General features: G+C 67.6%; 14 protein-coding genes. 1 reads left to right on the top strand and 13 read right to left on the bottom strand.

Annotated features, from left to right (window positions below):
• Window positions 1-97: 97 nt before the first annotated feature.
• On the top strand, window positions 98-1,237 hold the full coding sequence (gene mnmA / locus XINFAN_RS15115) for a tRNA 2-thiouridine(34) synthase MnmA (RefSeq protein WP_124087700.1): 1,140 nt from the start codon (window positions 98-100) through the stop codon (window positions 1,235-1,237).
• A gap of 122 nt (window positions 1,238-1,359) precedes the next feature.
• Here the strand turns inward: mnmA and lpxB are convergent, their stop codons facing one another.
• The 13 genes from lpxB to pyrH all read right to left on the bottom strand — a co-directional run bounded on the left by lpxB (window position 1,360) and on the right by pyrH (window position 13,954).
• Entirely contained in the window at window positions 1,360-2,526 is a 1,167-nt protein-coding gene (gene lpxB / locus XINFAN_RS15110) for a lipid-A-disaccharide synthase (RefSeq protein WP_124087699.1), read from the bottom strand.
• The gene (locus XINFAN_RS15105) at window positions 2,523-3,344 is read right to left on the bottom strand and encodes an LpxI family protein (protein WP_124087698.1); all 822 of its coding nucleotides are present in this window, start codon (window positions 3,342-3,344) and stop codon (window positions 2,523-2,525) included. Before XINFAN_RS15105 ends, lpxB begins: the two co-directional genes overlap by 4 nt.
• Window positions 3,341-4,147 (bottom strand): acyl-ACP--UDP-N-acetylglucosamine O-acyltransferase, encoded by an 807-nt coding sequence (gene lpxA, locus XINFAN_RS15100; RefSeq protein ID WP_124087697.1) that lies wholly within the window; start codon window positions 4,145-4,147, stop codon window positions 3,341-3,343. Before lpxA ends, XINFAN_RS15105 begins: the two co-directional genes overlap by 4 nt.
• Before the next feature lie 2 nt (window positions 4,148-4,149).
• Window positions 4,150-4,620 (bottom strand): 3-hydroxyacyl-ACP dehydratase FabZ, encoded by a 471-nt coding sequence (gene fabZ / locus XINFAN_RS15095; protein ID WP_124087696.1) that lies wholly within the window; start codon window positions 4,618-4,620, stop codon window positions 4,150-4,152.
• An 83-nt stretch (window positions 4,621-4,703) separates the two neighbouring features.
• A complete protein-coding gene (locus tag XINFAN_RS15090; RefSeq protein WP_124087695.1) occupies window positions 4,704-5,399 on the bottom strand; it encodes an OmpH/Skp family outer membrane protein in 696 nt (231 codons plus the stop codon).
• 1 nt (window position 5,400) lies between these two features.
• The gene (gene bamA, locus XINFAN_RS15085) at window positions 5,401-7,818 is read right to left on the bottom strand and encodes an outer membrane protein assembly factor BamA (RefSeq protein WP_124087694.1); all 2,418 of its coding nucleotides are present in this window, start codon (window positions 7,816-7,818) and stop codon (window positions 5,401-5,403) included.
• Between the two features lie 290 nt (window positions 7,819-8,108).
• Complete coding sequence (locus XINFAN_RS21995) at window positions 8,109-8,249, bottom strand: hypothetical protein (protein WP_199286436.1); 141 nt, start codon at window positions 8,247-8,249, stop codon at window positions 8,109-8,111.
• Window positions 8,250-8,340: 91 nt separating this feature from the next.
• On the bottom strand, window positions 8,341-9,672 hold the full coding sequence (rseP, locus tag XINFAN_RS15080) for an RIP metalloprotease RseP (RefSeq protein WP_124087693.1): 1,332 nt from the start codon (window positions 9,670-9,672) through the stop codon (window positions 8,341-8,343).
• Entirely contained in the window at window positions 9,672-10,871 is a 1,200-nt protein-coding gene (dxr, locus tag XINFAN_RS15075) for a 1-deoxy-D-xylulose-5-phosphate reductoisomerase (protein WP_124087692.1), read from the bottom strand. The genes rseP and dxr overlap by 1 nt, the downstream gene beginning before the upstream one ends.
• Before the next feature lie 101 nt (window positions 10,872-10,972).
• A complete protein-coding gene (locus XINFAN_RS15070; RefSeq protein ID WP_124087691.1) occupies window positions 10,973-11,755 on the bottom strand; it encodes a phosphatidate cytidylyltransferase in 783 nt (260 codons plus the stop codon).
• On the bottom strand, window positions 11,752-12,480 hold the full coding sequence (uppS, locus tag XINFAN_RS15065; RefSeq protein WP_124087690.1) for a polyprenyl diphosphate synthase: 729 nt from the start codon (window positions 12,478-12,480) through the stop codon (window positions 11,752-11,754). The genes XINFAN_RS15070 and uppS overlap by 4 nt, the downstream gene beginning before the upstream one ends.
• A 19-nt stretch (window positions 12,481-12,499) precedes the next feature.
• Window positions 12,500-13,069 (bottom strand): ribosome recycling factor, encoded by a 570-nt coding sequence (gene frr, locus XINFAN_RS15060; protein ID WP_124087689.1) that lies wholly within the window; start codon window positions 13,067-13,069, stop codon window positions 12,500-12,502.
• 132 nt (window positions 13,070-13,201) lie between these two features.
• Complete coding sequence (pyrH, locus tag XINFAN_RS15055; RefSeq protein WP_124087688.1) at window positions 13,202-13,954, bottom strand: UMP kinase; 753 nt, start codon at window positions 13,952-13,954, stop codon at window positions 13,202-13,204.
• Window positions 13,955-14,012: the final 58 nt, after the last annotated feature.

Genomic DNA, 14,012 nt, shown 5'->3' with positions numbered 1-14,012 from the left:
CCGCCGACTCTGCCGGATCACGCTTAAGCATTGCTGAACCCGGGCCTTGAGAGTAGGAAGGATTTTCCTATATTCCGGGCCAATCCCAGTGAGACCCATGCCCCGCGACCTGCCCCTCAATTCCCTCGGCCTGCCGAAACCGCCCGCTGAGACGCGGGTGGTCGTCGCCATGTCCGGCGGCGTCGACAGTTCGGTGGTGGCCGCCGTCCTGAAGGACGAGGGCTACGACGTGGTGGGCGTGACGCTTCAGCTTTACGATCACGGCGCGGCGCTGGCGAAAAAGGGCGCCTGCTGCGCGGGCCGCGACATCCATGACGCGCGGCGGGTGGCCGATGCGATGGGCTTCCCGCATTACGTGCTGGATTACGAGAACACCTTCCGCGAGGCGGTGATCGAGGAATTCGCCGACGCCTATCTGGCGGGCGCGACGCCGGTCCCCTGCATCCGCTGCAACGAGCGGGTGAAGTTCAAAGACCTGCTGGCCACCGCGAAGGATCTCGACGCCGATTGCATGGCCACCGGCCACTATATCCAGCGCAAACCGGGCGCCCTCGGGGCGGAACTGCATTCGGCGGCCGATTCTGCGCGCGATCAGTCGTATTTCCTGTTTTCGACCACCCAGGAGCAGCTTGATTATCTGCGCTTCCCGCTCGGCCATCTGGCTTCGAAGGCCGAGACCCGGGCGCTGGCGGCGCGCTACGGCCTGGCCGTCGCCGACAAGCCAGACAGCCAGGACATCTGTTTCGTGCCGAACGGGAATTATGCCAGCGTGATCGAAAAGCTGCGACCCGGCGCGGCCGAGCCGGGCGAGATCGTGGACATAACGGGCCGCGTTCTCGGCACACATCGCGGCGTGATCCATTACACGATCGGTCAGCGCAAGGGGCTCGGGATCGGCGGCATGGCTGAGCCGCTCTATGTGGTGAGGCTGGACGCCGACAGCCGCCGGGTGGTGGTGGGGCCGAAAGAGGCGCTGTCCACGCGGGTGATCCCGGTGCGCGAGATCAACTGGCTCGGCGATACGCCGTTCGAGAGCCAGAAGGAATGGCATTTGATGGCCAAGGTGCGCTCGACCCGCGCGCCGCGCCCGGCGATCCTGCGCCCGCTGTCGGCGACCGAGGCCGAGGTGGAACTGATCGAGCCCGAAGACGGGATCAGCCCCGGCCAGGCCTGCGTGTTCTACGCGAACGAGGGCAGCCGCATCTTCGGCGGCGGCTGGATCTGGCGCGGGCGTTGAGAAGGAGGGGGCCAGCCCCCTCGCCGCCTTCGGCGGCTCACCCCCGGGATATTTAGAGACAGAAAATGCACAGGCACTTGATCATTTTCTGTCCTTAAATATCCCCGCCGGAGGCTCGCGCGTCAGCGCGACTGCGACGCCAGGGATCCAAGGAACGCGAGAACCGAGCGCGCGGCGCGCAGGCCCGGGGGCTCGCCGCCGCGCCCCAGGCGTTCCATGGTCAGGCGCATGGCGTCATGCTGCGGACCGGAGCCATTTCTGAGCAGATTCAGCAGCGCAGGGGCGATGTTTTCCGCCCGGCAGGCCTGGCCGATGAATTCCGGCACCGTTCGGGTATCTGAGACCAGATTGACCAGCGTCACCGTGTCGATCAGTGCCATGCGCCGCATCAGCCACATCGACAAAGGCGCCATGTCATAGGCGATCACCATCGGGCAGGACTGCGCCGCAAGCTCCAGGCTCACCGTGCCCGAGGCCGCCAGCGCCGCATCGGCGGCGGCGAAAGCGGCGGTCCGGGTCGCGAGGTCGGGGGCGGTCAGGATCACCGGCAGTATCGCCCAGGCAGAGGTCGCCTCGCGCACGGTCCCGGCGAGATGCTGCGGTGTGGGCAGGATCAGGCGCAGAGCCGGCAGCGCACCCGCCAGCCGTTCCACCGTTTCGCCGAACACCGGCAGCAGGCGCGCGATCTCGCCCCGGCGCGAGCCTGGCAGCACGGCGAGCAGCGGCACCTCCGGCGCTATGCCATGGGCCTCGCGGAAGGCGGCGGCCTCGGCGGGCGCCGCCACCGGCTCGGAAACCACCGGATGGCCGGTGAAATCGCAGCTCATCCCGGCCGCCTGCATATAGGGCGGCTCGAACGGCAGCAGCGCCAGAACGTGGTCGATCGCCTTCGCCATCTTCGCCGCACGGCCCGGGCGCCAGGCCCAGACCGAGGGCGCGACATAGTGCACGGTGGGGATCTCAGGTGCGGCCGCGCGGACCAGCCGCGCCACCCGCAGGCAGAAATCCGGGCTGTCGATGGTGATCAGCGCGGCGGGCTGAGCGGCCTGCGCGGCGGCCGCGGCCTCGCGGATCCGGCGTTTGAGGGGGAAATATTTCGGCAGCACTTCGGCGATGCCCATCACCGAGAGTTCCTCCATCGGAAACAGGCTGCCAAGCCCCTCGGCCTGCATCGCCGGGCCGCCGATGCCCTCGAAACCCGCGCCGGGGACCAGCGCCTTCAGCCCCGCCATCAGACTGGCGCCGAGCCGGTCGCCCGAGGGCTCGCCGGCGATCAGGAAGAATTTCACGCCCCCTCCGGGACAGCGCGCGCCCAGAGGAACAGCCCGGCCTCCTGCGCGAGGCGCCGCATTTCCGCAAGGTCAAGGCAGATCACGCCCCCCGCCTGCCAGGCGATGCCGCCAAGGCCCGCCGCCGCCGCGCGCGCCACCGTGTCGGGGCCGAGCGCGGGCAGGTCAATCCGGCGATCCTGCAAGGGTTTCGGCGCCTTGTAGAGAAGCCCCCGTCCCCGCCCCGGATCGGGGCGCAACCCCGCGGGCAGCGCCGCGACCTGAGCCAGCATCGCATCGGTGCCCGAGAGCGTCTCGGCCGCGAGGCAGAGGCCCTGCTGCACCACGCAGCCCTGGCCGACATCGACCCGGCCGAGCGCATTCACGATCAGCGCGGCACGGGCGGCATCCTGCTGGTCGCGTTCGGTCAGCGCCCCGGCATGGACGCCCTCGCCCGGCACCAGAACGGGCGCGATCTCGTCGGCGCCGATCACCCGGAAGCCGTCTTCCTCGAACAGAGCGATCACCTCGCGAAGCGTGGCGTCGTCGCCCTGCGCCAGCGAGGCCATCAGCCGCGGCACGATCCCGGCGGTGAGCGGGTCAAACAGCGCGGGGTCGAGCCGGGGCCGCCGCACGGCGCCCGCGAAACAGACCTGGGTGACACCTGCCTCATGCAAAGCAGCGAAGAATGGACAGAGCCGCTCGATGCGGAAGGTCAGATCGGGCACCAGCCCCTCGGGCGGAAACCCGTCGAGCGCGGCGATGAAGGGGCGCGCGGGCGCGGCAGCGGCCAGAGCGGCGGGCAAAGCGCCGCCCCCGGCGATGATCGCAACCGTCATTTCGCGCCTTTCGGCGTCAGGAAGCTGCGGTCGCTGGCGGCGCGGATGAAATCGGCGATCTCGCGCACATGGGCGCTGTCGAAATCATCGGCCAGCCGCCCGGCGCGGTCGTGGAAATTGCCCTCGCCCTGCGCCAGCATCTGATAGGCGGCGCGAAGCTGGGTGATCTCGGCCCGGCTGACGCCGCGGCGCTTGAGCCCGACGAGGTTCAGCCCGTCGAGCTCGCCCCGCGGCGCCTGGACGAGGCCATAGGGAATCACGTCGTTCGTCACCATGGTGACCGCGCCGATGATCGCGCCCCGGCCGATGCGGACGAACTGATGGATGCCGGAGAGCCCGCCGATCACCACATCGTCGCCGATATGGCAATGCCCGGCGATGGCGACCTGGTTGGCCATGACCACGCGGTCGCCCACACTCGCGTCATGGCCGATATGGACGCCGGTCATCAACAGGCAGTCGTCGCCGACACGGGTGATGCCGCCGCCGCCCTCGGTGCCGGTGTTCAGCGTAGCGCCCTCGCGGATGCGGCAGCGCGCGCCCACGATCAGCCGCGTGCGCTCGCCCTTGAACTTCAGATCCTGCGGCACCTCGCCCACGCAGGCGAAGGGCCAGATCGTGGTTTCCTCGCCCAGTTCGGTCCAGCCGGTCACCACCGCATGGGATTTCAGCGTGACGCCGCGGCGGAGCGTGACCTCGCTTCCGACCACGCAGAACGGGCCGATATGGCAATCCGGCCCGATCTCGGCCCCGTCGTCGATCACGGCGGTGGGATGGACGACGGCGGTTCCGTGAATGGCCATGATCAGGCTTTCGGCAGATCGAACATGGCGGTGAATTCGGCCTCGCAGGCCAGTTCGCCATCGACCATGGCGCGGCCCTCGAATTTCCAGACCCGGCCGCCGCCCCGGAGCGCGCGCACATGCAGTTCCAGCACATCGCCCGGCACCACCTTGCGGCGGAATTTCACCCCGTCGACCCCCATGAAGAACACTTTGGCGTTTTTGTCGACCAGATCCATCGACAGGCCGACCAGCACGCCCGAAGTCTGCGCCATCGCCTCAATGATCATCACGCCGGGAAAAATCGGCATGCCGGGGAAATGGCCGGTGAACTGCGGCTCGTTGTAAGTGATGCATTTCACGCCGACGCAGGATTCGTTGATCACCACATCGCGCACCTTGTCGATCAGCAGGAACGGATAGCGATGCGGGATGATCCGCTGAATCAGATCCAGATCGGCACTGGTGACGGCACTTCCATCCACGGGGCGCATCCTCCTTGGGCGTTGTCCGCTGACGCGGTTTTCCTCTGCTAGCAAGTTGAAAGCGGCGGGGCAAGTTCCGGCGCGGCCTGCGGTCAGGGCGCAGGCTGACCGGGCGCCGGATCTTCCGCGACGGCCTCGCCGGGGGCGGGACCAGGAGCCGCAGCCGGATCTGCCGCAGGGGGCTCCGGTTCGGGCGCGGGCAGGCGCAGATCCATCAGTTCCACCGCCTCGTCGGTCACATCGGCCGAGGTCAGCGACAGGATCACCGCATCGTCGGCGATGATCACCACCGCGCCGTGATCCCCCAGCAGTTCCACCAGCACCGGCACCGCCAGTTCACGGAACCGCTGGCGGTCCTCGTCCAGCCGGCGCGAGATGGCGCGCGATTTGGCGTCCTGAGACTGGCGGAATTCCTCGACCCGCTCGTCGAAGGCGCGGGCGAGCGGGGCGAATTCCTGCGGCGTCATCTGCGCACGCTTCTCGGTCAGCGCGCGTTCCTCCTGCTCAAGATCCTGCTCGATCCCGCGGTTCTCGGCGCTCAATGCGGCGGCGGCGGCCTCGGCGCGGCGCACGGCATCCGCACCCCAGGCGGATTCGCGGAACATCCGGTCCTGGTCCAGCGTGAGGACCGGCACCAGCCGGTCCGGCGCCAGCGTTTCGGCCGGGGCGGCGGCGGGCGGACCCTCTTCCTGCGCCAGAACCGGCGCCGCAATCAGCGCCAGCGCGCACACGAGCGGGACCGGCCCGATCCACCCCCGCGCGCGCTCTGCGGTCAGGGGGGGCCTCATGTCAGAACCGGGTCGTGACCGTCAGGTCGAAGCTCTGCTCGCGGTCGTAGTCTTCCTTCTTGACCGCCTTCGAGAAGTTGAAGCGCAGAGGCCCGATCGGGGTATCCCACAGCACCGACAGGCCGACCGCGACGCGCGGCTTGAAACCGTCGTCGACCGGCGAGGGAATGATGTTCCCGAGCGGATCGGCCGTCTGGCCGCCGCTGGTATTCGTCAGGCTCCAGACCGAACCCACGTCAATGAAGGCGCCGCCCATGATCCCGTATTCCTCGGGCAGGCCGAGCGGGAATTCCGCCTCGAACCGCGCCACGGCAAAGGCATTGCCGCCAAGCGCATCCTCAAGCCCGGTGCCGTCGCGCGGACCGATCCCGTTCGGCTCGAACCCGCGCATCTTGCCGCGCAGGAAGAAACGGTCGGTGACCCTGGTGCCGGTGTCACCCAGATCCTGGATATGGCCGCCCTCAAGGATCACCCGCAGGGTGACTTCCTCGTTCCAGACCCGCTGCTCGCGCATCGCGAACAGCGTGGTGGTCAGGAATTCGGTATCTCCGCCGATCCCGCCGATGTCCTGGCCGAAGCGGAACAGGAAGCCGCCGGTCGGATCGAGGCCGGTGATCCGGCTGTCGTATTCATAGGTATAGCCCAGCGACGAGGACACCAGCGCGCCCTGCCTCTCCTCTTCCCGCAGGATGGGCGAGCGGATGCTCTCCGCCACCACCGGCGGACCGGCGCTGTAGAAAACATCATCGTCCAGATCGAAGATCTTGTCCTCGGACAGCCGATACCGCACGCTCAGCCGCGACTGCTCGCCGAGCGGGAAGCCGAGCGCCACCGAAATCCCGGCCGAGCGCGTGTTGTAAAGCGCGTGGTCGTAGTCCGAGGTGCGGTAGAACACCCCGAACGACAGGCTCAGATCGCGGCCGAACAGGCCCGGCTCGGTGAAGGTGAAGGACGAGTTCTGATTGTCCTTGGTCGTCGACAGGCTGAAGCCGACAGCCTGACCGCGCCCGAGGAAGTTCGCTTCCGAGAAATTGACGCTGACACCCGCCCCGCTGGCCACCGAATAGCTGAGGCCGAAACCGAGCGAGCCGGTCGGCTGTTCGTCCACATCGACGTTCACGACCACCTGGTCGGGGCCCGAGCCCGGCTCGGCATTGACGCGCGCATCCGAGAAGAAGCCGAGCGCCCGGATCCGTTCCGCCGACTGCCGGATCTCGCGCGGGTTGAAGGGGTCGCCCTCGACCGAACGGAACTGGCGGCGCACCACCTGGTCAAGCGTGGTGGCGTTGCCCTCGATGTCGATCCGCTCGACGAAGATCTTCTCGCCGCGCACGATGGCGAAGGTGATGTCCACCCGCTGGTTGCGGTCGTCGCGGGTGATGCGCGGCTCGACCCGGACGAAGTTCAGCCCCTTCTTGAGGGCGAGATTCTCCATCCGCGCGATGTTGTTGTCGATCAGCGCCGGGTTCCAGGTCTGGCCGGTGCGGATCTTCTGCACCGCGGCGAATTCCTCGGCGCTCACGCCCTCGATTTCCGAGACGGTGCTGATCCGGCCGATATCGTATTGCTGGCCCTCGCGGATGGTGAAGGTGACGAAGGTCGCGTCACGCTCGCGCGAGACCTCGGCCGAGACATCGAGCACCTGGAAATCGATATAGCCGCGCGAGCGGTAGAATTCGGTCAGCACCTGCTTGTCGACATCGATCCGCTCGGCCACGAAAGTGTCGCGCTGGATCAGCTGGCGCAAAAAGCCCGCCTGTTTGGTCTCAAGCACCTGGCGCAGGCGGCGGTCGGAAAACGCGCGGTTGCCGACGAAAGAGAGCCGCTCGATCTCGACCACCTTGCCCTCGGCGATCTCGAACACCAGATCCACCCGGTTGCCTTCGCGCCGGATCACCCGGGGGGTGACGGTGGCGGCGATGCGGCCCCTGACGCGATACATCTCGGCGATCGAGGCGGCATCGGATTCGGCGGTCGAGGGCGAGAAGACATGCCGCGACTGCGACTTCACCAGCTTGGCGAGGTCTTCATCCTTGATCCGCTTGTTGCCCTCGAAATTGATGATGTTGATGAACGGATATTCGCGCACCCGGATCACCAGGGTCGAGCCCTCGGGCACGACCTCGACCGTCTCGAACAGGCCCGAGCCGTTGATGCGCTGATAGGCGTCGTTCAGCGCCCCGGCCGAGACCTCCTGGCCGCGACCGATTCCCGCATAGGAGAGGATGGTAGAGGCGTCGACGCGCTCGTTCCCCTCGACCCGCACGTTCGAGAAAGAGAAGACCTGGGCGAAGGCCGGTTCCAGCCAGAGGGGCGATGTGCCTGCCGCACCGAGGAAAACCGCAGCGGCAAGGATCTTTCCGGCCGTCTTGTTGCGGCCCGCCAAGCGGCGTTTCTTCTGGTTGAAGCTGTTCACCATGGCTCTGCGCGCGCCCCGCCGATCTTTATTTCCCTGTCGACTGACTAACGGGATTGGCGCGACTTGTCAAAAGGCTGCGGTTCTTGTGGATAACTTTGGCACATATGGTAGAAACCCGGGTTTTCACCGTCTTTCCCGGCGCTTGCGCACCATGCCCCGGAAGTGCCGCAGCCGGGGCCGCAACCGGGCGCGGGAGGCCACACAGAGGAAACCCCGGCACCAGAAGGGCCGGGGTTTTGCATCGCGGTCGCATCTCTGGCAGGCCCGGGCTCCCGGGCCGCCCCACCGTGTTAATAAGCGCCGATGATCGCCGTGCCAAGGAAAGCCCCCGCCAGCAGGCCGAGCACCACGGTTCCCGCCGAAAAGATCCGGTCGGCGTTGACACTCGCAAGCAGGATCACGCCCGGAAAACGTCTTTCCACCATCTGCATCTGTTCACCCCTTGTTAAGACGAGGGATAGGCCACGAATGGGGCGAGACTATGGCGCCTGGCCGGCGATTTCGGAAACGGGTGTTGATGGTTCAGATACAGGTCACGTCGTTCCACAAGGCGAAGGCCATCAGCGACAGAAGCAGCGTCAGCCCCACCGTCATCAGCAGCCGCAGCGCATTGTCCGAGGGCGGCCTGCCGGTCGCCGCCTCCCAGGCGTGGAACACCAGATGGCCGCCATCCAGCACCGGAATCGGCAGAAGGTTCAGGATCCCCACCCCGAGGGACAGCACCGCCAGCATGCTCACGAAGCTCATGGTGCCGGTCTTCGCCGCATCGCCCATCGTCTCGGCGATGCCGATCACGCCCGACATGTTGCAGGCCGACAACTGCCCCGCGATCATGTGCCAGAGCCCCGAGAAGGTGGTGGTCACCATCCTCCACATATCGCCCGCAGCGATGCCGATGGCCTCGAAGACGCCCGGGCTGCGGGTGACGGGCTCGAAGGTCAGCCCCGAGCCGAGACCGATCATCCAGCGCTTCTCGAACCCGCCGCCCTCTTCCGCGGCGCGCGGCAGTTCGCGGCTGCGCGGCGTCAGCTCCACCTCGAAGCTGCGGCCATCGCGCCAGACCGTCATCGGCAGCGCGCGGCCCCCGGACGCCATCACGATGTCCTGAAGGTCGCTGAACACCAGGATATCCCGGCCATCGAGCCGGGTGATCACGTCGCCCGGACGCAACCCGGCGTCGATGGCGGCGGATTTGACCTGGACCGAGGCGACCAGCGCCGGCTGCGGATGCGGCGCCATCAGGGTAAGCTGCTTCCCGTCGCGCTCGACGCGGAATTCGACGTCGGCGGCTCGCGGCAGCGCGGTGAGTGCCGCGCCCAGATCCTCGGTCTTCGCCACCTCGGTGCCGCCGATGGCGAGGATCACATCGCCCTCGCGCAGGGGTTGTTCGATGGGCAGGGGCGCCAGCCGCGCCACGGTCGGGCGGTCGGTGGCGATGCCGGTGTAATAAAGCGCGCCCAGCAGGATGGCGAAGGTCAGGATGAAATTCGCCACCGGCCCCGCCGCGACCGTCGCCGCCCGCGCCCAGAGCGGCGCCCCGGCCATGGTATGGCGCCGCTCTTCCGCCGACAGTCCCGCGGGCATTTCGCTGCGCACCGAGGCCGCATCGGCGTCGCCGAGGAATTTTACGTAACCGCCGAAGGGAATGGCGGCGATCTGCCAGCGGGTGCCGCGTTTGTCGCGGCGCGAGAACAGCACCGGGCCGAAGCCGACCGAGAACACCTCGGCATGGATCCCCGACCAGCGGCCCACGATGTAATGGCCGTATTCATGGATCGCGACGATGACGGAAAGCGCGATGATGAAGAAGACCGCGGACCAGGCGGTCCCCGTCAAAGCCCCGAAAAAATCCATCAGCCCGCTGTCCTTCCTGTCATTCCGTCTCTTGCGCGGGCGGCTTCCGCTGCCCGGACCCTCGCGAGATGGTCCATCGCCAGCACATCCTCAAGCCCGCCCGCGTCGATTTGAAGGCCGGAACCCGACGAAAGCCGGTCCAGCGTGTCTTCGACCACCGCGGCCATATCCATGAAACCGATCCGCCCTTCGAGGAAATGGTCAAGCGCCACCTCTTTCGCCGCGTTGAACGCCGCCCCGGCAAGGCCCCCCGCCGCCATCACCTCGCGCGCAAGCCGCAAAGCCGGGAAGCGCGTCTCGTCCGGCGCCTCAAACGTCAGCCGCCCCATCGCCGCCAGATCCAGCCGGGCAATCGGCAGCGGCAGCCGCTCGGGCCAGTTCAGCGCATAGCCGATCGGATGGCGCATGTCGGGCGAGCCCATATGCGCCATGATCGCGCCGTCGCAGAAGCCGACCATGGAATGCACGATGCTCTCGCGGTGGATGATGACCTCGATCTGCCCGGGCGCGAGGCCGAAAAACTCATGCGCCTCGATCACTTCCAGCGCCTTGTTGAACATCGAGGCGGAATCGATGGTGATGCGCCGCCCCATCGACCAGTTCGGATGCGCCAGCGCGTCCTCGACCCGGGCCGCGGCCAGCCGCTCCAGCGGCCAGTCGCGCAAAGCGCCGCCCGAGGCGGTCAGGATGATGCGGTCCACCCGCTCAAGGCTTTCGCCGGCCAGCGCCTGGAAGATCGCCGAATGTTCGCTGTCGACCGGCAGGATGCGGCAGCCGCTGGCCTTGGCGGTGCGCATCAGGAGTTTCCCGGCCGCGACGAGGCTTTCCTTGTTCGCCAACGCCAGCACCGCGCCGCTTTGGGCCGCGCGCAGCCCCGGCAGCAGCCCCGCCGCGCCGACGATGGCGCTCATCACCCAGTCGGCGGGGCGGCTCGCGGCCTCGTTCAGCGCCTCCGGCCCGGCGGCGGCCTCGACGCCGCTGCCCGCCAGCGCCTCGCGCAAGGGGCCGAGCAAAGCCGGATCGGCGGTCACCGCGATCTCCGCGCGCAACTGCCGCGCCTGCTGCGCCAGCAGCGCGATGTTGCGCCCGCCGGTCAGCGCCACGACCCTGTAAGCCGAAGCCCCGCCCGCGCGCAGGATCAGATCCACCGTCTGGGTGCCGACCGAGCCGGTCGAGCCGAAGATCGAAAGCCGTCGCATGGTTCAGCCCCTTCCCCCGCCCGGAGCCCGGGCCCGCCTGTCCTGCGCCGCCGGCTTGTCCGCGCTGCGAAGAGGGACCGCAGGGACCGATGAGCGCCCGGTCACGGGAAAGGCCGCAGGAACGGCAGCAGCACGGCACTCAGGATCGCGGCGAAGGCGAGCGCGTCGAAACGGTCCAGCAGCCCGCCATGGCCCGGGATCAGCGCCGAGGAATCCTTCACCCCCGCCCGCCGTTTGATCGCGGATTCCGCGATGTCGCCCATCTGCCCGGCAAAGGCCACCAGCGGCGAGATCCAGATCAGCGCGGCATTCCCCTGCCCCAGGGCCCAGAACCCGGCGCCCACCAGGGCCGCGCCGATCCAGCCGGCCACCGTGCCCGACCAGGTTTTCTTCGGGCTGACCTTCGGCCAGAACTTCGGCCCGCCAAATATGCGCCCGGCGAAATAGCCGGCCACGTCGGAAACCACGACCACCGCCAGCAGCCACAGGACCGGCACCAGCCCCGCCGTCACCCGCAACGCCACCAGCGACCAGCCGGTCGCGAGGATCACCAGCGCATAACCGGCGAAAACCGCGGTGTCGCGGCGCGGCGCCATGGCGCCCACCAGCACCGGCACCAGCATCAGCGGCAGAACCCAGGGCTGCGGCACGAAAAGGTTCAGCGCCAGCACCGCGGCAGAGAGCAGCCCGAGCAGGACCGAGGCGTCATAGCCCTCGCCGCGCGTCATCCGCGCCAGTTCCCACATCATCAGCCCCTGGCAAAGCACTGCCAGCCAGGCGAAGACCACGCCGCCCTGCCAGATGGCAAAGCCCCCCACCGCCAGCATCGCCACCGCCGACACCAGCCGCGGCGCGAGATCGGCCCAGCGATCCGCCGCGCTCACGGTTTCCCTCCGCCGAAGCGCCGCTCGCGGTTGGAAAACCGCGCGAGAATCGCGGTCAGTTCCGCCGGGCCGAAATCGGGCCACAGCGTCTCGGTGAATTCATATTCGGCATAGGCCGCCTGCCAGGGCAGGAAATTCGAGGTCCGGGTCTCTCCGCTGGTGCGGATCACCAGATCCGGGTCGGGCAGATCGCAGGTGTCGAGCCGACGCGAAAACGCCGCCTCGGTCAGATCGGCGGGATCGAACCGGCCCCCGGCGACTTCGGCGGCGATGGCGCGGGCGGCGCGCATGATCTCATCCCGGCCGCCGTAATTGATCGCCACGGTCAGGTTCAGCCGGGTCAGATGCGCGGTGCGCGCCTCGATCCCCGCCATCAGCCGCTGAAGCCGCGGCGCCAGCCGCGAGCGGTCGCCGATGAAGCGCATCCGCACCCCTTCGGCGGCCAGCCCGTCGGCCTCGCGCTGGATATAGCGCGCGAAGATCGACATCAGCCCCAGCACCTCTTCGGTCGAGCGTTTCCAGTTCTCGGTCGAGAAGGCATAAAGCGTAAGCCAGCGGATGCCCATGTCGGGGGCGAGGCGGACGATCTCCTTCACCCGCTCGGCGCCCTTCCTGTGGCCGACGAGGCGCGGCCAGCCGCGGCCGGTGGCCCAGCGTCCGTTGCCGTCCATGATGATGGCGACATGCCCGGCCTCACGCGGGCTGGTGGCTTTGGCCGCGGCCATGATGCCGCTCCTTCCCGGCTCAGACCTGCATGATCTCGACCTGTTTGGCCTCAAGCGACTGGTCGATCAGTTTGATATGCCTGTCGGTCATGCTCTGAACCTCGTCCTCCCAGAACTTCTGGTCGTCCTCGGAAACGAGGTTCTTCGCCTTGGCCTTCTTGATCTGGTCCATCCCGTCGCGGCGCAGGTTGCGGATCGCGACGCGGGCATGTTCGGCATACTGGCCGGCCACCTTGGTCAGCTCGCGCCGGCGCTCTTCGTTCAGCTCGGGGATCGGCAGCATGATGATGGTGCCGTTGAGCTGCGGGTTGATCCCGAGGCCGGATTCGCGGATCGCTTTCTCGACCTTGCCGACCATGGCCTTGTCCCAGACGTTGATCGTGACCATCCGCGGCTCGGGCACGTTGACGGTGCCGAGCTGGTTGATCGGGGTGGACTGGCCATAGGCATCGACATGGATCGGCTCCAGGATCGAGCCCGAGGCGCGGCCGGTCCGCAGCGAGGCGAATTCCGTGCGCAAAGCGGCCAGCGCGCCTTCCATGCGGCGCGTCAGATCATCGGTGTCGAGCATGAATTCGTCGGTCGACATCTGGTCTTTCCCTGATTTCGGCCCGCCGTCGGTTCCGGGGAACACCGGGCGGGGGATTTTTGTCCATATAGGACGAAATGCCTCGCGGGTATAGTGGGGCGCCCCCGCACCGGCGGCAGGCAACCGGGTGCCTCAGCCTTTTGCGTTCACCGTCGTATAGGTGCCCTCGCCAGCGAGGATGCCGCGGAAGCCGCCCGGCTCGTCGAGCGAGAAGACGATGATCGGCAGGTCGTTGTCGCGCGCCAGCGCGATCGCGGTGGCATCCATCACGCCGAGATGCTTTTCCAGCGCCTCGTCGTAGGAAACCTTCTCGTAGCGCTTCGCATCCGAATGTTTCTTCGGATCCTTGTCGTAGACGCCATCGACCTTGGTGCCCTTGAACACCGCCTGGCAGCCCATCTCGTTCGCGCGCAACGTCGCGGCGGTGTCGGTGGTGAAATAGGGGTTGCCGGTCCCGGCGGCGAAGATGCAGACCCGCTTCTTCTCCAGGTGGCGCACGGCGCGGCGGCGGATATAGGGCTCGCAGACCTGATCCATCGGGATCGCGCTGATCACCCGGGTAAAGACGCCCAGGGATTCGAGCGCCGACTGCATTGCCAGCGCGTTCATCACGGTGGCGAGCATCCCCATATAATCGGCGGTGGTGCGCTCCATCCCCTGGGCCGAACCGGCGAGGCCGCGGAAGATGTTGCCGCCGCCGATCACCATGCAGATCTCGACCCCCAGATCGTGGACCGCCTTCACCTCTTCGGCGATGCGCGCCACGGTGCGCGGGTTCAGCCCGTAGCCCTGATCCCCCATCAGCGCCTCGCCCGAGATCTTGAGCATCACGCGGGCGTATTTCACGCCCGGTTCCGGCCCGGGCTTTTTGCTTGCACTGGACATGGGAATCCCCTGATCTTGCTTTTGGTTCTGGATCGGCGCGCAAGATGATGGAAAACCG

It is taken from the genome of Pseudogemmobacter humi (genome assembly GCF_900609055.1).
In the GTDB taxonomy this organism is placed as follows: domain Bacteria; phylum Pseudomonadota; class Alphaproteobacteria; order Rhodobacterales; family Rhodobacteraceae; genus Pseudogemmobacter; species Pseudogemmobacter humi.
Note: the sequence above shows the minus strand (reverse complement) of the source record. Positions and strands in the feature narration are given on the sequence as shown.